14 protein-coding genes and 1 pseudogene are annotated in these 18489 nt (G+C 69.6%); 9 read left to right on the top strand and 6 right to left on the bottom strand.

All coding sequences use genetic code 11. From position 1 onward, the window contains the following. From ACFV9J_RS21535 to ACFV9J_RS21520, 4 genes are all read left to right on the top strand, one after another. Positions 1–1112, top strand: a 1112-nt coding sequence (locus ACFV9J_RS21535) for an energy-coupling factor transporter transmembrane component T (RefSeq protein WP_385356388.1), incomplete at its 5' end; no start/stop codon positions are given. Beyond that, positions 1109–2800, top strand: a complete 1692-nt coding sequence (locus ACFV9J_RS21530) for an ABC transporter ATP-binding protein (protein WP_385356387.1) — start codon at positions 1109–1111, stop codon at positions 2798–2800. The genes ACFV9J_RS21535 and ACFV9J_RS21530, both read left to right, overlap by 4 nt. Beyond that, positions 2797–3645 (top strand): ECF transporter S component, encoded by an 849-nt coding sequence (locus ACFV9J_RS21525; protein ID WP_385356386.1) that lies wholly within the window; start codon positions 2797–2799, stop codon positions 3643–3645. The genes ACFV9J_RS21530 and ACFV9J_RS21525 overlap by 4 nt, the downstream gene beginning before the upstream one ends. 208 nt (positions 3646–3853) lie before the next feature. Next, on the top strand, positions 3854–4318 hold the full coding sequence (locus tag ACFV9J_RS21520) for a transglycosylase SLT domain-containing protein (RefSeq protein ID WP_385356385.1): 465 nt from the start codon (positions 3854–3856) through the stop codon (positions 4316–4318). 101 nt (positions 4319–4419) lie between these two features. Here ACFV9J_RS21520 and ACFV9J_RS21515 read toward each other — a convergent pair whose 3' ends face one another. The 4 genes from ACFV9J_RS21515 to ACFV9J_RS21500 form a co-directional block, all read right to left on the bottom strand. After that, a complete protein-coding gene (locus ACFV9J_RS21515) occupies positions 4420–5178 on the bottom strand; it encodes a hypothetical protein (RefSeq protein ID WP_385356384.1) in 759 nt (252 codons plus the stop codon). A gap of 107 nt (positions 5179–5285) precedes the next feature. Continuing rightward, positions 5286–5546, bottom strand: coding sequence for a toxin C-terminal domain-containing protein (locus ACFV9J_RS21510; protein ID WP_385356394.1), 261 nt, complete (start codon positions 5544–5546; stop codon positions 5286–5288). 212 nt (positions 5547–5758) lie between these two features. Continuing rightward, positions 5759–6229 carry an NUDIX domain-containing protein gene (locus tag ACFV9J_RS21505; protein WP_385356383.1) on the bottom strand — a complete coding sequence of 157 codons (471 nt, stop codon included), beginning with the start codon at positions 6227–6229 and terminating at the stop codon, positions 5759–5761. A 2-nt stretch (positions 6230–6231) separates the two neighbouring features. Beyond that, positions 6232–6951: an XRE family transcriptional regulator gene (locus tag ACFV9J_RS21500; protein ID WP_385356393.1), complete on the bottom strand. Its 720-nt coding sequence runs from the start codon at positions 6949–6951 to the stop codon at positions 6232–6234. 273 nt (positions 6952–7224) lie between these two features. Here ACFV9J_RS21500 and ACFV9J_RS21495 point away from each other — a divergent pair, with 273 nt between their 5' ends. The 5 genes and pseudogenes from ACFV9J_RS21495 to ACFV9J_RS21475 all read left to right on the top strand — a co-directional run bounded on the left by ACFV9J_RS21495 (position 7225) and on the right by ACFV9J_RS21475 (position 10769). Continuing rightward, entirely contained in the window at positions 7225–7476 is a 252-nt protein-coding gene (locus tag ACFV9J_RS21495; protein ID WP_385356382.1) for a hypothetical protein, read from the top strand. After that, positions 7464–7709, top strand: coding sequence for a hypothetical protein (locus ACFV9J_RS21490; protein WP_385356381.1), 246 nt, complete (start codon positions 7464–7466; stop codon positions 7707–7709). Before ACFV9J_RS21495 ends, ACFV9J_RS21490 begins: the two co-directional genes overlap by 13 nt. 131 nt (positions 7710–7840) lie before the next feature. Continuing rightward, positions 7841–9235: pseudogene (locus ACFV9J_RS21485) on the top strand (replication initiator). Continuing rightward, positions 9232–9459 (top strand): helix-turn-helix domain-containing protein, encoded by a 228-nt coding sequence (locus ACFV9J_RS21480; RefSeq protein WP_385356380.1) that lies wholly within the window; start codon positions 9232–9234, stop codon positions 9457–9459. The pseudogene ACFV9J_RS21485 and the gene ACFV9J_RS21480 overlap by 4 nt, the downstream one beginning before the upstream one ends. Beyond that, positions 9459–10769 carry a tyrosine-type recombinase/integrase gene (locus ACFV9J_RS21475; protein WP_385356379.1) on the top strand — a complete coding sequence of 437 codons (1311 nt, stop codon included), beginning with the start codon at positions 9459–9461 and terminating at the stop codon, positions 10767–10769. The genes ACFV9J_RS21480 and ACFV9J_RS21475 overlap by 1 nt, the downstream gene beginning before the upstream one ends. Positions 10770–10885: 116 nt before the next feature. Here ACFV9J_RS21475 and ACFV9J_RS21470 read toward each other — a convergent pair whose 3' ends face one another. Together ACFV9J_RS21470 and ACFV9J_RS21465 are read right to left on the bottom strand one after the other, a co-directional pair. After that, positions 10886–11392 (bottom strand): hypothetical protein, encoded by a 507-nt coding sequence (locus ACFV9J_RS21470; protein WP_385356378.1) that lies wholly within the window; start codon positions 11390–11392, stop codon positions 10886–10888. Between the two features lie 12 nt (positions 11393–11404). After that, entirely contained in the window at positions 11405–18415 is a 7011-nt protein-coding gene (locus ACFV9J_RS21465) for an RHS repeat-associated core domain-containing protein (protein WP_385356377.1), read from the bottom strand. Positions 18416–18489 lie beyond the last annotated feature (74 nt).

The following is an 18489-nucleotide window of genomic DNA, read 5'->3' as shown; positions in this document are numbered from 1 at the left end:
CCACCCCCGCCAGCCACCACCGCCGGGAGGCCCTGCACCCCGGCGCCTGGTGGCTCTGGGCCCTCGCCCTCGGCACCGCCGCCACCCGCACCACCAACCCCCTCCTCCTGGCCCTCCTCGTCACCGTCTCCGCCTACGTCGTCATCACCCGCCGCCCCCACGCCCCCTGGTCCCGCTCCTACGGCGCCTTCGTCAAACTCGCCCTCGCCGTCCTCCTCATCCGCCTCCTCTTCACCACCCTCCTCGGCTCCCCCATCCCCGGCACCCACACCCTCCTCACGCTCCCCGAAGTCCCCCTCCCCGACTGGGCGCAGGGCATCCGCCTCGGCGGCCGGGTCACCGCGGAGGGCCTCGCCTTCGCGCTGTACGACGCCATGAAGCTGGCGACCCTCCTCATCTGCGTCGGCGCCGCGAACGCCCTCGCCAACCCCTCCCGCCTCCTCAAGTCCCTACCCGGCGCCCTGTACGAGATGGGCGTCGCCGTCGTCGTGGCCCTCACCTTCGCACCGAACCTCATCGCGGACGTCCAGCGCCTGCGCGCCGCCCGCCGCCTGCGCGGCCGCCCGGACCGGGGCATGCGGGGCCTGCTCCAGGTGGGGCTCCCCGTCCTGGAGGGCGCCCTGGAACGCTCCGTCGCCCTCGCCGCCGCGATGGACGCCCGCGGCTACGGCCGTACCGCACGAGTACCGGCCCCCGTCCGCCGTACCACCGCCGCCCTCACCCTCGGTGGCCTGCTCGGCGTCTGCGCGGGGACGTACGGACTGCTGACCGCCGCGGGCGGCACGTACGGCATCCCCGTACTCCTGGCCGGTGTCGCCGCCGCCGTCGCGGGCCTGTGGCTCGGCGGCCGGCGCACGGTCCGCACCCGGTACCGCCCCGACCGCTGGGACGCCCGCGCCTGGCTGGTCACCGCGTCCGGCGCGACGGTCGCCGCCCTGCTCTTCCTCGCCGCCGCCCGCGATCCGGCGGCGCTGCACCCGGGCGTGGTCCCGCTGGAGGCCCCGACCCTCCCCCTGTGGCCGGCGGCGGCCGTACTGATCGGCCTGCTCCCGGCGTTCGTCGCCCCCGCACCCGAGACCGCCGTTCGGGCCACCGTGAAGGAGCCGTCGTGATCCGCTTCGAGGACGTGTCGGTCACGTACGACGGCGCCGCCGAACCCACCGTCCGGGCCGTGGACTTCGAGGTCCCGGAGGGCGAACTCGTTCTGCTCGCCGGCCCCTCCGGCGTCGGCAAGTCCACCGTGCTCGGCGCGGTCGGCGGCCTGGTCCCGCACTTCACCGGCGGCACCCTGCGCGGCCGGGTCACCGTGGCCGGCCGCGACACCCGCACCCACAAGCCGCGCGAACTCGCCGACGTGGTCGGCACGGTCGGCCAGGACCCGCTCTCCCACTTCGTGACGGACACCGTCGAGGACGAACTGGCCTACGGCATGGAGTCGTTGGGGCTTCCCCCCGACGTGATGCGCCGCCGCGTCGAGGAGACCCTCGACCTCCTGGGCCTCTCCGACCTGCGCTCCCGCCCCATCGCCACCCTCTCCGGCGGCCAGCAGCAGCGGGTCGCCATCGGCTCGGTCCTCACCCCGCACCCGGAGGTCCTGGTCCTGGACGAGCCGACCTCCGCGCTTGACCCCGCCGCCGCCGAGGAGGTCCTGGCCGTCCTCCAGCGCCTGGTCCACGACCTCGGTACGACGGTCCTGATGGCCGAGCACCGCCTGGAGCGGGTGATCCAGTACGCCGACCAGGTCGTCCTGCTCCCGGCGCCCGGCGAGGCCCCGCTCATCGGCGCCCCGGCGGAGGTGATGACGGTGTCCCCGGTGTACCCGCCAGTGGTGGGCCTGGGCAGGCTGGCGGGCTGGTCCCCGCTGCCGCTGACGATCCGGGACGCCCGCCGCCGGGCCGCTCCGCTGCGCGAACGCCTGGCCGGCCGGGAGATCCCGGACCACACCCCGCCGCCGTCCGCCCCGCTCCCGGCGCCACCCGCCCCGCGCCCCGTCCCCTCCCGTTGGCGCCGCCGCGGGAAGCCGCAGGAGAAGTCCTCGTCCCCCGCCCCGTACGCCGCCGAGGTCCACTCCCTCGCCGTCCGCCGCGACCGCGTCCAGGCCCTGCGCCACGTGGACCTGACGGTCTCCCCCGGCGAGACGGTCGCCCTGATGGGCCGCAACGGCGCCGGAAAGTCGACCCTGCTGTCGGCGATGGTCGGCCTGGTCGAGCCGTCGTCCGGTTCGGTCCGGGCCGGGGACGCGGTACCGCACCGTACGGCCCCCCGCGACCTCGTACGCCGGGTCGGCCTGGTCCCGCAGGAGCCGCGCGACCTGCTGTACGCCGACACGGTCGCCGCCGAGTGCGCGGCCGCCGACCGGGACGCGGACGCGGCCCCGGGCACCTGCCGCGCGCTGCTGTCGGAGCTGCTCCCCGGCATCACGGACGACACCCACCCCCGCGACCTCTCGGAGGGCCAGCGCCTCACCCTGGCCCTGTCCGTCGTCCTGACCGCCCGACCTCCCCTCCTCCTCCTGGACGAGCCGACCCGCGGCCTGGACTACGCGGCGAAGGCCCGCCTGGCCGGCATCCTGCGCGGCCTGGCCGCCGAGGGCCACGCGATCGTGCTGGCCACGCACGACGTGGAACTGGCCGCCGAGCTGGCCCACCGGGTGGTGCTCCTCGCCGAGGGCGAGGTGATCGCCGACGGCCCGGCGGCGGACGTGGTGGTGGCCTCCCCGTCCTACGCCCCGCAGGTCGCGAAGGTACTGGCGCCGAGGAAGTGGCTGACGGTCGCGCAGGTACGGGAGGCCCTGGCATGACCGGCGGCACCGCTCCCCAGCGCCAGGCCCGCGCCGTGCGCCTGGGCCCGCGCTCGGTCGCCACGCTGATTATGGTCAGCGCGGTGGGCGTGGCGGGCTTCGGGTGGCCCTTCCTGGCCCCGCCGGACGCGTCGCTGAACGCGCACGCGCAGGACGCGCCGTGGCTGTTCGCGGGTCTGCTGGTGCTGCTGGTGGCGGTGGTGGCGGCGACGATCTCGGAGTCGGGTCTCGGCCCCAAGGCGGTGGCGATGCTCGGCGTCCTTGCGGCGGCGGGCGCGGCCCTGCGCCCCATCGGCGCGGGGACGGCCGGCCTGGAGCCGATGTTCTTCCTCATGGTCCTCAGCGGCCGGGTCCTGGGCCCCGGCTTCGGCTTCGTCCTCGGCTCCGTCACGATGTTCGCGTCCGCGCTGCTCACGGGCGGGGTCGGTCCGTGGATGCCGTTCCAGATGCTGGCGATGGGCTGGTTCACGATGGGCGCGGGCCTGCTCCCGGGCCCCGACCGTCTGCGTGGCCGCGCGGAGCTCCTGCTGCTGGCGGCGTACGGCTTCCTGGCGGCCTTCGCCTACGGCACGGTGATGAACCTGGCGGGCTGGACCTTCATGAACACCCTCGCCTCGAACATCGCCTTCGACCCGGACGCGTCGATCGCGGACAACCTGGCCCGCTTCCTCGCCTACTGCCTCGCCACGTCGCTCGGCTGGGACGGCGGCCGCGCCGCCATGACGGTCGTCCTGACCCTGGCCCTCGGCACCCCGGTCCTGAAGGCACTGCGCCGCGCGACCCGCAGGGCGGCCTTCGAGACACCGGTCACGTTCGAGCAGACTCCGAGCAGGCCGCCGAGGTGAGCCGCCCCACGTGAGCCGCTTCACCTACGAAGCGGCTTCGTAGCCGGGCGCCGACCGGGGGACGGGCCGTACGGCCCCGGAGTGCCGCTCCCGCCACCCGCGCCTACGACCCCGCTTAGCAAAAGGGACGATTGCGGACGACCGGCCCGCCTGTTTCTCTGAACCGGTCGCCAGGCGCCGACGCCCTCCCGGGCAGCGGCGCCGACGCATGCCGGGCCGGTGTGCGCCGACGCCCCTGTCGCCGAAGAAAGGCCCTCCGTTGACCGCCGCTTCCCTCCTCCGTTCCGTCGCCACCCCGAAGAAGGCCCTCGCGGGTGCCGCCCTGGCCGCGGCCACCTGCGGCTCACTGATCGCCGCCGGGCCCGCCCAGGCCGCGACCCCGGCCTCATCGGCCCAGGCGACCGCGAAGAAGATGATCGGCGACTCGGCCGAGTACCAGTGCTTCTCGAAGATCGTCGACCACGAGAGCGACTGGAACATCCACGCCACCAACGCCTCCAGCGGCGCGTACGGCCTGGTCCAGGCCCTGCCGGGCTCGAAGATGGCCTCGGCGGGCGACGACTGGAAGACCAACGCGGCCACCCAGATCGAGTGGGGCCTGGACTACATGAAGGACCGCTACGGCAGCGCCTGCGACGCCTGGTCCTTCTGGCAGTCCAACGGCTGGTACTGACCCGGCCCCACTCCCCCGCGCCGAAGGCGGCACGCCCCGCCCCCGGGGCCCGCCGCCTTCGCACGTCCGACCCCGGGCCCGACCCCGCCCGGGGCATGCCTTCACACGTCGGCTCCTCCTGGGCTCTCCCACTGCGCCCGGCTGACCCCGTCGGCGTCCGGCACTACGGCGCACCGGTCGCCCATCACTCTGTCCGCCAGCATGCATGAGAACCCGGCACCCGTGACCTCCGAGAGGGTGTCCGCGCCACCGGGGTAGGCCCGATAGAGCAACTCTCCAGGCAGCAGCGGGGCCGCGAAGGCAGTGAAGTCGTCCTCCAACAGCTCAGGCCCGGGTTGCAACGGCGGATCAGTAGCCAGGCAAACCAGTGAACGCGGCCGCATGAGGCGAGCCAGCTCGGCCACGTTCTCCCGAGTCACGCGGAACCATCGGCACCCGCAGGCACCGTACGCCCAGCGCTCACACAACAAGGTGAAGCGCTCGGAGACCTCGGACACCGTCTCCCAGAACCTCTCGTCCGCTGTGGCACCGACGGGATTCGAGATCACGGTGGGCTCAGGTTTTCCGTCGCGCCACCGAAGAACAGCGTCTTGGTAACCGAGGTCTGCTAGCTCGGCGGCTACCGCCCGCGTCGTGTAGAGGTGTACAGCCCCGTCCCATCCCGACTCGATCTGAAGCTGCCCGGGAACGGAAAGCTGACAATAGGGCCCGCGCCCGGCCGCCATTCCCTCGACAAGGTCAATCGCTTGCGAGAAGGGGACCTGCGCGCCATTGCGAAGGCCGAGATGCCTGTCGGGAAGGGCCGCATTCACCAGGAGCCCGCCGACCTCCAGGAAGTCGAAGCCGCTCTTCGTGATCACCACTCCAAGCACCTGCTGCAGTGCCGCAGCATACGAACGCCAGGCACCTGCGTCTGCCAACTCCTCTCGCACTCGCTCACTGCGAGGACTGATGATCAACTCCCTGTTCATTTCGCCAACCATTTCAGCCCCCTCAGCTCCCCCTTGGGCCCGATGTCCAGCCCGTAGGTTCCATCCCGAGCCGAGTCCTTGGTCGACTGGAAGGGATTGCGGAAATTCGCTCCCTTGAACACGGCATCCTTGTTGTGACCGGTCCGGTCGAAGGTGATGTACCGAGGCTGACCGCCTCCCGCTTTCTTGTTCTCCCAGATAGCGGTCTTACCTGCGGACACCTGCTTGGTCTTCGTGTACCCCAAGTTCTTGGCGATGTCGTCGGCTTGCGCGCGTGTCAGCGCGTTGGTATTGCAGTTGTTGTTGTGAACGAGGGCCGAAGCCTCGCCCGCCAGTACATAGTACGTGTGCTACGCGAAGCCTTTGACCTGCCTTTTCGCAGGTCAAAGTGCGGTCTGCTGGTCCGGTGAGGTGCGTGGGTGTCCGTGGTTGTGCGGGGTTGTTGCCGTCGCTACTGCCGTCAGATGGTTCAGCCCAGGTACGGCTTCTCGCGCTGTTCCCGGAAGTGTTGGAGCCTGAGTCGTTGGGTGTGGTGCATCGGCAACTGCTCGATCTCTTCAGGCAGTACGAACCGGAGTTCGGTGGACTCGTCGGAGATTGCCAGTTGGCCGCCGGTGATGCGGGCGGTGAAGCAGACGTTGAACTGTCGCCGGACCTCGCCGTCGGTGTAGGCGATGATGTGTTTCGGGTCGGTGTAGGTGCCGACCAGGCCAGTGATCTCGACGTCGAGGCCGGTCTCCTCTTTGACCTCGCGGACGGCTGTGCCTGGCAGGGAGTCGGTGAGGTCCATTCCGCCTCCGGGCAGGGCCCACAGGTCGTTGTCACGGCGGCGCTGGAGAAGGATGCGCCCCTGGTCGTCGGTAACGACGGCGGATGCGGCGACGACCATGCTGTTCGGCTTGGGCGCTTCCGGGTCGTCGTAGTACTCGGTGCGGGCCACGGTCAGCCTTCCTCTCGTACGGGGGTCGCGGTCGCCCACACGGCGTCGAAGCTGTCGGCGTAGGTGTCGAACATGCCGCCCGTCTCATGTCGGCGAAGATGCCATACGGGGGCGGCGTAGGCGTTGACGCCCCAGACGTGCGCGTTGACGAGTTGCTGGCCGTCGGCACGGTAGAGGGAGTTGTAGAGCGTGGTGCCGTGGGTGCGGACTTCGATGCCTGGGGCGTCGGCGAGCGGCCGGTAGTGCATAAGCGCGAGGCGGCAGCGGGATTCGATGCCGTGGCCGAACCGCTCCTCCTTGCCGCGGGCTTGGACGGTGTCGCTGTCGGCGTCCCCGATCGCGATGCGGACGGTGCAGCCTTCGGCGGCGCGTTCGGAGAGGAGTTCGTTCAACCGCGGGTACGCCTCGTGGAGGAAGACGGCCGCATAGACGAGGATGTCGATCCGTTCCCGAGCCTGGGCCATCAGGTCGGTGAACGTCGAAACGGGGAGGTCAGCCCGCTGCTCGTAGAGCGCCACCAGTTCAGGGCTGATGGCGCGGGCGGGGCGGGCCTGGCGGAGCGCCGGCCAGAGTGCGTGCACGTCTTCTCCCAGGGCCTTGGCCGCCTGGAGGGCGGTGGCACGGCGTGGGATACGCCCGAGGTTCACCCAGCGCTCGACCGACTTGGGGTCGACCTCGACCTGCTGAGCGAGTGCGGCGTACGTCCAGCCTCCCGCCGCCATGACGGCTCGTAGTCTCTCGTTCGGCACGAGTCTCCCCCTTCGTCTCAGGACGGCACCAGGGACGTTCTACACGGTGCGGGACGTCCCGGAGTGGGGTTTGGTGGAGGTTCCTTCGTCCCGGTGACCGGCGTGAGGATCGGTGCCGACCCTGCGGCACCAACAGGCCCAGGGGCACGCATCAACGCCGCCGAGGAGCGTCACCGTGCGAATGAGCCCCACCCCATGTGTTCCCGCCCTGCGACTGGACGCCCGGTCCCGCGCCGCCTCGCCGGGGTGGTCACGATGACGGCCCCCACCCCCGATGCCGACAGGCACACCGCCTCACCCGATGCCGGCGCCCTGGTGGTCGACCGACGAAACGGCGAGGTGGGCGTGGTGATGGGGCACGTGGGGACGTACGTGCAGCTTCGGCCGCCGCGCGGTGGCCGGGAGTGGGACGTGCCGCCCGAGGATGTACGTATGCCGACTCCGACGGAGGAGCTGAGCGCGAAGGTGGCCGTGGCCAACCGAAGGTGGGGACGGTGACCCCTCGCTCGGTCCTGCGCTACGAGACCTGGACGCTCCGGCCCGACCGCGAGCCGGACGCGGAGCCGGTCCTGTACGCGATGCAGTGCGCCGTGGACGGAGAGACCTCGCCGACAAGCGAGGACTTCACCGAACCGCAGGACTGGGTCCTGCGGCACTGCGGCCAGAACCCGTCCCACCACAACTACCGGGAGATCATCACCCGCCCCTGGCGGACCTGGCGGCGGACGTGACCCGTCCCGCTCGCTCATGAGCCGCACCGCACTGACCTACCCAACTCCCGTCCCTGCCGGGCATGGCCGATCGAGGCTCCTCCTCCTCGTCAGCCCTGGCAGGGGCGGGCCCTTGCGTGCGTGCCGTGCCCATGGCCATGAGGTTCTGGCCTCAGCCGCAGAAGGTCAGCCACGACGGCGGGCGCGCCGACCGATCACCCGTCATCCGCCTGACCGGCCACACCACCACCGTCGACACGGCGACGGGTGAGGTACTGCGCTCCTACACCACGTCCGCCGAACCGACGGGGAGCCTGCTCACCACTTGCGGCAACCGCCGAGCCTCCCGCTGCCCCGCCTGCTCCCGCATCTACCTGCCGACACCTACCACCTCTTCCGCGCCGGCCTCTCCGGCGGCAAGAACGTCCCCGACACCGTACGCACCCACCCCCGCGTCTTCGCCACCCTCACCCCTCCGTCCTTCGGCCCCGTCCACAACCGCCCCACTACGCCCGGCGGCGACATCCGGCCCTGCCGCTGCCGCAAGCTCCACGAACCCACGGACCCCCTGATCGGCACGCCGCTGAATCCGACGACGTACGACTACACGGGCGCGGTCCTCTTCAACGCCCACGCCTCCGCACTGTGGGCCCGCTTCACCACCTACCTGCGCCGCGAGATCGCCGCCCGGCTCGGCATGACCCAGAAGGCCGCCCACGCGGTCCTGCGGGTCTCCTTCGCCAAGGTCGCCGAGTACCAACAGCGCGGTCTGGTCCACTTCCACGCCGTGATCCGGCTCGACGGCCCGGACGGCACCAGTCAGCCCCCGCCGCCGTACGCCACCGTCGCCGTACTCGCCGACGCCGTACGCGCCGCCGCCGCACGGGTCCGCGTCGGGGTCGTGTCGGATGCGGTCGGGGAACGCGAACTCGGCTGGGGCGAACAGCTCGACGTACGCGAGATCGCCGCCTTCGGCGCTGACGCCGAGTTCACCGACCAGGCCGTGGCCGCCTACGTGGCGAAGTACGCCACCAAGTCCGCCGACACCTCCGGCACCCTCGACCGCGCCCTGTTCTGCCGCCCCTGCCAAGGACGCGGCGCCACCCTCCTGCCCCACGGAACCCCGCTCCCGTGCGCCGCCTGCGACGGCACCGGACAGGCCCACCCGCTGCCGCGCCTCGCGGTCGCCCGCCACGTGCGGCAGATGATCCGCACCTGCTGGGAGCTGGGCAGACTGCCGGAGTTCGCCGACCTCAAGCTCTGGAGGTGGGCGCACATGCTCGGCTTCCGGGTTCCACTTCTCCACCAAGTCCCGCAACTACTCCACCACTCTCGGCGCGCTGCGCGACACCCGCCGCGCCTGGCGCACCGAACAGGCCCGCGCCCACGCCGGCCTGCCCGAGCACGACCCGAACACCACCCTCGTCGTCGGACATTGGGCCTACCTCGGCACCGGTTACAGCCCCGGCGCCGCGCTCCTCGCCGCCCACGTCTGGCACCGCCGGGAACTGGAGCGCCGGTTCATCGCCGAAGGGGGCTGCGGATGAACGCGCAAGAACCCGCCCCGACCCGGCGGGGGCCGAGCACGCCGGAAGAGCTGCTGACGGTCCCCCAGGTCATGGAACGCCTCCAGCTCGGCCGCTCCGCCGTCTACGACCTACTCCGCACCCGCCAGCTCGCCTCGATCACCCTCGGCCGCGCCCGTCGCATCCCCACCCACACGCTCGCCGACTTCATCCACACCCGCCTCGAACAGGAAGCCGCCGCCTGATGACCACGCCCCGCGACACCCCCGCCTCCCGCCGAACCCGCGCCAACGGCGACGGAACCGTCTACCAGCGCAAGGACAGCCGCTGGGAAGCCGCCGGATACGTCCTCGCCCCTGGCAACACCCGCCGCCGCGTCCGCGTCTACGGCAGCACCCGCAAGGAAGCACTGGCCAAGCTCACCGAGAAGATCGCCACCAGCAATCGTGGTCTCCCCGTGCCCTCCGCACAGGGCAGCGTCGGCGCGTACCTGACGTACTGGCTCGATGCCGTTGCCGTCCACCACCTCCGCGAGAACACCCACACCCGCTACACCGCCTGCGTCAACCGGTACCTCGTCCCCGGCCTGGGCAAGAAGAAGCTCGCCAAGCTCTCTGCAAAGGACGTTCACACCTGGCTCAACCAGCTCCGCACCACCTGCCAGTGCTGCGCGCGCGGCATCGATGCGGGGCGTGATGAGCCCCGTTGCTGCGCCGTCGGAACGTGCTGCTCCAAGCGGCTCTCTCCGCTGACGCTGACCTACATCCACTCCGTACTCAAGTCCGCACTCGAACACGCCGTGCGCGAGGAGGAGATCCCTCGCAACGTGGCCCGTAACGTCCGCACCGGAGCACCTCGACCCCGACGCTTCGAACCCCTTACCGCCGACGAAGCCCGCCAGTTCCTCACAGCCGCGCGCGGGCACCGGCTCCATGCCCTGTTCGAACTGGCGCTCCACACCGGACTCCGCAAAGGCGAACTCCTCGGCCTCCGCTGGGAAGACCTCGACGTCGACCGGGGCGCGGCTGCCGTCCGCCGCACCTTGCAGCGCACGAGCACAGGCGGACTCACCACGTTGCCCACGAAGACCCGAGCCTCCGAGCGCCGCATCGCCCTCCCCGCCCGCTGCCTCCAGTCGCTGAAGCACCACCACGAACAGCAGCAGCGGGAGCATGAGGCCGCAGGCACCACGTGGCAGCACAACGGGCACGTGTTCACCACGCCGCAGGGCAGGCCTATCGACCCGACCAACCTCACCCGCACCTTCACGACGCTCCTCCGCAAGGCCGGCCTCCGCCGCATCCGCTTCCACGACCTCCGCCACTCCACCGCCACCCTGCTCCTGGAACAGGGAGTCGAACTCGTCGTGATCAAGGAACTCCTCGGCCACGCCCACATCGGCGTCACCGCCACCGTCCACGCCCACGTCCGGCTCCGCCTCCAGCGCGACGCCATCGACACCCTCAGCACCGCCCTTGACGGTTCTGTCAGCGACGAGTCGACCCGCGACGACGGCGACGACCCGCCGCCGCTGTGCGGAGCCACCGTCCACTGACGTTGCCGTCAACTACTGCCGTCACGCACCGCAGAAGCCCCGCCAGGACGCACCTGACGGGGCTTCAATTTTGCTACTGCTATCCAGCGCGAGGGTTGCGGGATCGGGCAGCGAGGCTACACCTCACCCTCCAGCCAACGTTCAAATGGCGCGACCTCCGACAGTTCGGAATTGATCACCTTCAACCCTCTGGCGAAGTCTTCGGTCAATTTCGAGAGCATCGCGACGAGCTCACTCTGTGCAATGCTCTCGCGGTCCGGGTTTGGAACCCAATTGGTCCGCGAATCGCAGTGAATCATCACGAGATCCCCGCTTGGGCGGAAAGTCAAAGTCCTCTCGATACCTTGCGAGTAGAGGTCCACTTCGACCTCGCGACGGTCGCGCACACCCGCCAGCAGCGACGGGAGCTGCTCCATGAAGGCAGACAAGTCATACCCGACATCGAGCGGCCACTCGTCACTCCCGAAGCCGCCAATGTGAAACCTGCCGCCCCCAGCATCAGAGAGGGCGCTGCACGCCTCCATGACGAGGGTTTCGTAATCGTCACCTTGCTCCAGACTCGCTGAAGCAGGAGCCGCAGCACCAGACGGTACGGCCGCATTGAACGACACAGAGAAGCTCATCTCTCCAGCCTCCTAGTTCGGACCAATGATCGGGAATCCCGTCTTGTACAGCCCATTTGGACTCGGGACGATGGTAGCCGCCCGCGCTTGGACGATACTCCCATCCGGCATAATCACCTGCCCCAACCCGTCAGGAATGCGCACCGACCTGGGCCCGGCTCCTTCGACATGGAGCCCCTTCAAGAACTTCGCGGCGGCGTCATTATCCAACCACTGACCTTGCTGATTCCCGGTGCTGCGAGCGCGATCGGCCAAGGCCTTCGTGTTCTTCGCTCCGGCGCCATGAGTCTTGAATGTATGACCCCACGTTTTCACGCTGTTGGCGGCCCAGTTCACGCAACCATTGCTGTTGTGAACCAGGACCGGAGTGGCCCCCGCCAGTACATAGTACGTGTGCAGATCCGAGACACTGAGGTTGTACATGTCGGTCGAGCCAGGGCGGTTCCTGACATCGGTGACCGAGACGTGGGTGTCCGCGGCGGTGTTGAGCAGGTGCCCCGATTGCAGGTCGGCGGCTCGCACCCAGGCATGGAGTGTGTCGTCCCAGAAGGGGTGGCGAGAGGTCGCCTGAATCGTCGACGTTTCGCCGTCGGCGGTGCGCACGGTGACATCAACGAGGTCGTTGTCGCGGTGCACGATGAGTGCCATGACCGTTCTCGAACCCTCGCGGGCACCGGTGCGGGGGTCGCCCGTGGCGACCTTGTCACCCTCCTCTATCTCTCCGATGGGTTTGGTCTCTCCGGACTCCAGCAGAACCGGCGTAGCGGGGTCGAAGCTGCATGCCTCCCTGAGCAGCAGAGCGACCGCGCTCTCCTCGGCTTCCGCGGCCACGGAGCGTGAAGCCCCGCGGGCCGAAAGAGACTTGCCGACGGATCCGAAGGCCATGGTGGCCACGGTGATGATGTCGGAGACGATCGCTTCACCGCAGTCGCCTCGACCAGTAAGGCAGTGCCAGGTGGCTTTCACGCCCCACGGGTCGTTCGCGCTGCTGTGCGGGTCGGTCAGCACACCGGCGCGTGCCGCCGTGTCACAGAAGCCCTGTACCTGGGCTGTGGATGTCCTGTTGTAGCACTTGCGATCCGCCCACTTGGTCAGCATCTGGTTGTACGTGGCGGATTCGGGGTAGCCGCCGGCGAGTCCCATGGCACGGAGTTCCTTCTCCGCAGGAATCCGGATCCCGTCGACGATCGGCTGACCGTCGCCCGCGTACGTCGTGGAGGTGGTGTTGGTTCCGCCTGTGTCAGCCGTTCCACCATCGCTGTCCGGGACCTGGTGTTGATCGGTGATACCGCCGTTCCCGCCGGGCCCGCACTCCCTCCAGCCGCCCTCGCAGGCGGCCAGCCTGGTACCGGTGGGGTCGGACAGGGTGGTGGGGTTGTTCGCGGCGTAGCTGTAGCCGTTGAGTGTCTGTGCCTTGTCGGCTTCGAGCAGGGGGTCGACACTGACGAACTGACCGATGCTCGGGTCATATTCACGGGCGTCGACGTGGGTGAGGCCGGTGTTGGTGTCCCGGGTCTTGCCGAGGAAGCCCTTGTCGTCGGGCCAGGGCCCGTACTGCGTCTTTCCCCGGTCCTCGCCGAAGGGCGTGGTGTAGCGCTTGCTGAGCTGCTGGTCGGCTCGGTCGACACTTAGGGTCGAGGTGCCATGGTGGTCTCCGACGAGGAAGGTGACCTTGTCCGTGCCGGTCTGGTTGGAGCGCATGGCCGCGGTGAGGTCGGCGGCCGCATAGTAGCGCTGGGCCCAGGTGGTGCCGTTGGGCCGGAGGTGGAGTTCGGTGGCGCCGGCGTAGAGGACACGTTCGCCGTTCTCTGCGGCTCGGACGAGCAGGGCGCCGTCGGCACCATAGACGTAGTCGGTGGACTGGTCGTCCTCGGTGAGGCGGGTGAGCCTGCCCTCCTCGGACCAGGTCAGGTTCTGTTGAGTGTCCGCGGCGACGCCCGGACGTGCGGTGGTGTTGCCGAGGGTGTCGTAGGTGTAGGTGCGCTCGGGCGCGGCACAGTCGGTCATGGTGGTGCCGGACAGCGTGTGGGGCTGGTCCGTGTTGGTATAGCAGTAGGTGGTCTTGGTCGACGTGCCGTCGGTGTGCTCCGTCTCCGTGGTGCGTTGGCCGGCGGCGTTGTAGGTGTAGCTGGTCCAGTACGGTGCCGGTCCCGACAGCGAGTCGGCGCCGGGTGCGTCGGCACATTTCTGGGAGGCGGGGGTCCAGGCCTCGGTCAGACGCTGGTGTGCGTCGTGGGTGAAGCACTGGGTCTCGGCGCTGCTGGTGCCGCCGAGGGTGGTGGGGTCGGCGATGGAGGTGACGTTGCCGGCCTGGTCGTAGCCGTAGTGCAGGTCCTGCAGCTGGTAGGGGTGCGTCTCGTCCTGGGTGTAGCTGCGGGTCAGGCGCCTCGTGCCCGCCTCGAAGGTGTTGGCCACGTAGACGCTGTCGTCGCCGGTGCCCAGCGTCAGCATCTGCGGTTCGGCCAGGGCGGAGTAGTCGACGTCGGTCAGGTAGGTGCCGATGTCGGTGAGGTTGCCCAAGGCGTTGTAGTCGTAGCCGACGGTTTCGGCGGCCAGGCCGCCGAGAGCGGGGTCCTTGGCCTGCTTCAGCGTGCCGTCGATGTTGAAGTGGGACTCGAACGCCAGCGTTGCGGGCTGACCGGCCTTGACGAACGGGTCGCTGTCCGGCAACCGCAGTTCGGTACCGGTGGGGCGGCCCATGGTGTCGTACGCCGTGACCGCCTGTGTGTAGGCGGCGCCGGCCTTGCCGCCGAGGTAGCGGGTGGAGTCGGTGGGCAGGCCCTTGAGGAGGGTGTCGTAGGTGTAGCCGGTGAGCTGGTTGGCGTCCGTCTTCGAGCCCGCCCAGGTGCCGGTGGGACGACCCAGCTCGTCGTAGGCGCTCAGGACCGACTTCCCGCGGGAGTCGGTGGCCTTGACGATCTGGTCGAGCGCGTTGTAGCCCGTGGTCGTCCGACCCTTGTCCGGGTCGTCGGCGCTGGTCTGACGGCCGAACAGGTCATAGCCGTAGGACCACTTCGCACCGTCCGGACCGGTGATCGTCCGCTGCTTGCCGCCCGCCGTGTAAGTGAACTTCGTCGAGGTGTAGGAGGTGCCGGGGCCGGTGCCGAAGTCCGCGTCGGCCGGGCTCTCACCGGCATAGTCGCGGGTCTCGATCGTGAGACCTCGGACGTCGGTGATCGTGCGCTGCGCCGAACCGCCGTCCAGAGCGGTCGTGGCCGTGGAGTCACCGGTGTAGCTCGCGCTGGTGGCCCACTTCTTCACGCCACCGACGTACAACGTACTGGTGGTCGGGCGACCCGCACCGTCGAAGACGACCTCCGTCTGGGTGGGGGCACGGCCGAACTCGGCACGCGTGTAAGTGCCGTTCGGAGCGCTGGCGCTGTCGAACATGTCGGCGAACGTTTCGTAGGCCAGACCGCGGGTGTCGTAGTGCGTGTCCGTCAGCAGCCGACCGCCCTGCGGTGTCGGCGCCTGCTTCTGGAGGGGCCGCAGCAGGGAGTCGTACACGGTGTAACTGGTGGTATAGCTGCCGTCGTTGGTGAGAGTGGCGGTGGACACCCAGGACGGTTTGGCCTTGTCGATGTGGTAGGTGAACTTGACGTTCGCACTCTGGCTGGCGCTGGAGCGGTTGGGCAGCCACACCTCGGTGAGCCGGCCGAGCGCGTCGTAGTGCTGCTCGGTCTTCTTGAGGTTGATGTCGTAGCTGCGCTCCACCTGCCCGCGACGCGGGTCGAGGAAGTTGACCGCTCGATAGCCCTTCGGGTCGGTCGAGGTCGTCTTGGTTAGCGGCCCCGTGTCGGCGGGCGTGTAGGCGGTGGAAGCCTTGTGCCCTGCAGTGTCCGTGACGGTGAGGGAACGGCCCAGGGCGTCGTACGTCGTGGTGGTGCCGGTTTGCCAGCCGGACGGCAGACGCTCTCCGTCGCTCCCTGCCGTCGCGGCGTAGCCGGTGGCGCGGCCGGTCCAGGTTGCCTCGCCCTTGGTGGGCTTCTGCGTGGCCTGCCAGGTAGTGGCCCCCGCCTTGTCGTAGACGGTGGCGGTGTCGGCGAGGACGTCACCGGGAGTGGCGCTGGTCGCGGGCAGGTTCAGGGCCGAATCCGTGACCGAGCACTGCTTGGCCACGGTGCGGGTGCGGGAGACCAGGCTGGTGATGCCCAGGTCGGGGTTGCGGGCGTACCAGGTGCGCGTGCAGGTCTCGTCGCCACCCAGGCCCGACTGTCCCCAGTCGTCGGCGGCGTACACCATGCCCAGGTCGTCGTACTTCTGGCCGGTGGTCCGGGTACGCCAGGTCTTGGAGCCGGTGAGGTAGGTGCTGGTGTAGGTGGAGGAGTTGCGCACCCACAGGGCGGCGTGGTCGGTGGCGTCGGGGACGGTCTGGGTTGCGGTGTTCTTGAAGGTGTAGTTCTTGAAGACGCTACTGATGGGCTGGCTGCCGTTGTAGGTGACCTGCTGGCGAAGTGCTCCCTTGTACCGGTCGCTGTCGGCGGCGGCGGAGAAGTCGACGTCCGTGTCGAGCAGCGGGGGCACGGCGACGGACTTGGTGGTGCCGTCCTTCTTCTTGTCGCCGTGCATGCCCTGCATGTACAGCGAGACGGTCTTGGACCGGGTCTCGCCGACCCTGCCGGTGTAGGCGGTGACCTGACGGTAGCCGCGCCAGTCCGACCAGGTCCGCTCGTCCTTGGAAGTGAACGGGTCGTCGTTGTAGTGCCAGGCCGCACCGCTGTAGGAGTACGCGTACTCCACCGCGGGGTTGATGGCCTGTGCGTCATGCGCCCCGACCGCGGTCACCCGGTACTTGTGGAACCAGTCGATCGCCGCGTCCTCGGCACCGTTGATGTGCCAGTACTGCGGGAAGCAGGAGCGGGTGTTGGTGTCCGGCGCCGCGTTCAGGACCTCGCTGCGCACGCACTCCGGCGCGGACAGCGTCACCTCCGTGATCCCGCCGGTCTCCGAGGTGATGGTGGAGATGCGCGGCCGGGTGAGTGGCAGGATGTCGTCGGTGGCGTCGACCCGGTTGGGCCGCATCTGGTAGGTGAACGAGACCGGGTCGACCGTGATGGCCGTGTCGCCCGCCTTCGCCACGCGCTCGAGCGAGGTCAGGGTCAGCACCTGGTCGGAGCTGTCACCGATGTCGCCGCCGTCCAGGTACTTCTGGGTCAGGTCCCAGGAGTCCACCGGGTCGTGGGCACTGCTGCCGGCGTTGTAGGAGAAGGTGTCGATGCCGGTCAGACGCTTGCGGGTGAAGAAGGACGGGCCGGTCGCGTCGCACTCGTCGTCGTCCTTGGCGCAGATCGCGTCGAACGGAACGTCCGGCCAGTTGTCCGCCGTGTCCTCGGTCAGGCTGCCGCAGTCCGATGCGGTGCAGCGTTCTGCATAGGAGAAGGTGACCTTGGCGTCCGGCTTGTCGGTGAACAGGGCGCCCTTGCGCAGACCGTACTCGATACGGTTCAGGTAACCGCCCCGGGTGTAGCCGGTACTGGCCTTGTCCGCCTTGTTCTTCTTGTAGTAGTTCGATTCCTTGGTGTACCAGTACGTCGCCGCGTTGCCGTGGGTGTCCTCGACGTAGTCGAGGTTCCAGCGCCAGGCCTGGACCAGGTCGCGGTCGGCGAATGCGTTTCCGCCGCCATAGCCGGGTTCACCCGAGTCGTCGCCGAAGACCGGAGCGGTCCAGGTGGAGTTGGTGCGCTGGTCACCGGCACCCTCGAGCTTGTTCTTGCCGAACACGTACTTGGTGCCGTCACCGGTGACGACGGTCCAGTACTCGCCGTTGTCGTCCCCGTTGTCCGCCCCGGTGGACCGCGTCACCTTCGAGGCGTCATCGTCCGCCAGATGCCAGACGCCGCTGTCGTCGTCCTTGACCAGGCGGGTCGACTTGCCGTTCAGGACCAGGCTCGCGTTGTCGTACTTCCAGCACTGGTCGTAGACCTCGTCGTGACCGTCGTCGTCGCACGAGCCGTAGGCGCGGGTGACGTAGGACTCCGTGAGGGCGAAGCCCTCTCCCACCGACGTGGTCTGGTTGTTCGTCGTCGCCGTGCGACCATCCACGCTGCCCGAGTCGTACGACAACGACAACGGCGGCACCGGTCCCGCCGCGGCCGGCGGCATCGTGAAGTCGTAGGACCACGTGAACGAGCCCGAACTGCTCCCGGCCTGCCAGGACGAGGACTCCGCCAGCTTCGTCGCCGAGTAGTCACCGGCGCCCTTGGGTGACTGCCCCGAACCCGCCGCCGCAGCCGTGATCGCCAGCACCGTCGCCCCCGAGGGCGCGGCACTGCCCACTTCCCCCAACAACTGGGGCGAGGCCCCGCCCGAAGCATCCCCCAGCGAGACCTTCGCCGAGACCGTCTGGTCGTTGAGGTCGTTGGCCGAGGAGGCCAGCGGCGTCTGCTTGCGGCACTCCTCCTTCTCCGGAGTCGTCAGCGCACACGCCGGCAGCCGCACCAGCCGCAGCCGCTGCGACCAGCCGCCGCCGACCGCCGAGGCGAAGCCGCCGTAGTCCACACGCACGTTCGCCGTGCCGGCGCCTTCCGCCTCGGCCGTCAGCAGCACGCCCGTGACGCCTGCCCTGCGGGCCGCCTTCTGGTCCAGCACCGTGACCCGGGCCTCGCCCGACGCCGCGGCCGACGCCTTCGACCCGGCCGCCGGGCTCAGCGTCACCGGGACACCGGCCGGCTCGCCCGTGCCGTCCGCCTTCGGCTTCAGCGGTACCTTCGCCGTGCCCCCGCCCGGCCAGTCCGCCTCGCGTTCGGCTGTCGCCCGCTTCGCCTGCTCCGCGTTGGCCTTCCGTTCCTCGGCGACCTTCGCCCGCGCCTTCTTCGCTCCGTCCGCGTCGAACGGCTTCACCTTGGTCACCAGGGACTCGGGCACGTCGGGACGGCCCAGCCCGTCCTGCTCCACGGCTTGTGCCACCTGCGCCAGCCCCGTGGGCACGATCAACGCCAGGGCCAACGACTGCGCCAGCAATCGCCCCGTACGGTGCCGGGTCCCTCCACCCCAGTGCCTTGAGGTGCCTATGCCAAGTGCCATGGTTCTTGTCCCACCCAGTTCCCTTGTGTGAAGAAGAAGGCCCGGACACCGTGTGTCCGTTCGCCGCGGTGTCC

Source organism: Streptomyces sp. NPDC059906 (assembly GCF_042730645.1).
Classification (GTDB): Bacteria; Actinomycetota; Actinomycetes; order Streptomycetales; family Streptomycetaceae; genus Streptomyces; species Streptomyces rubrogriseus.
Note: the sequence above shows the minus strand (reverse complement) of the source record. Positions and strands in the feature narration are given on the sequence as shown.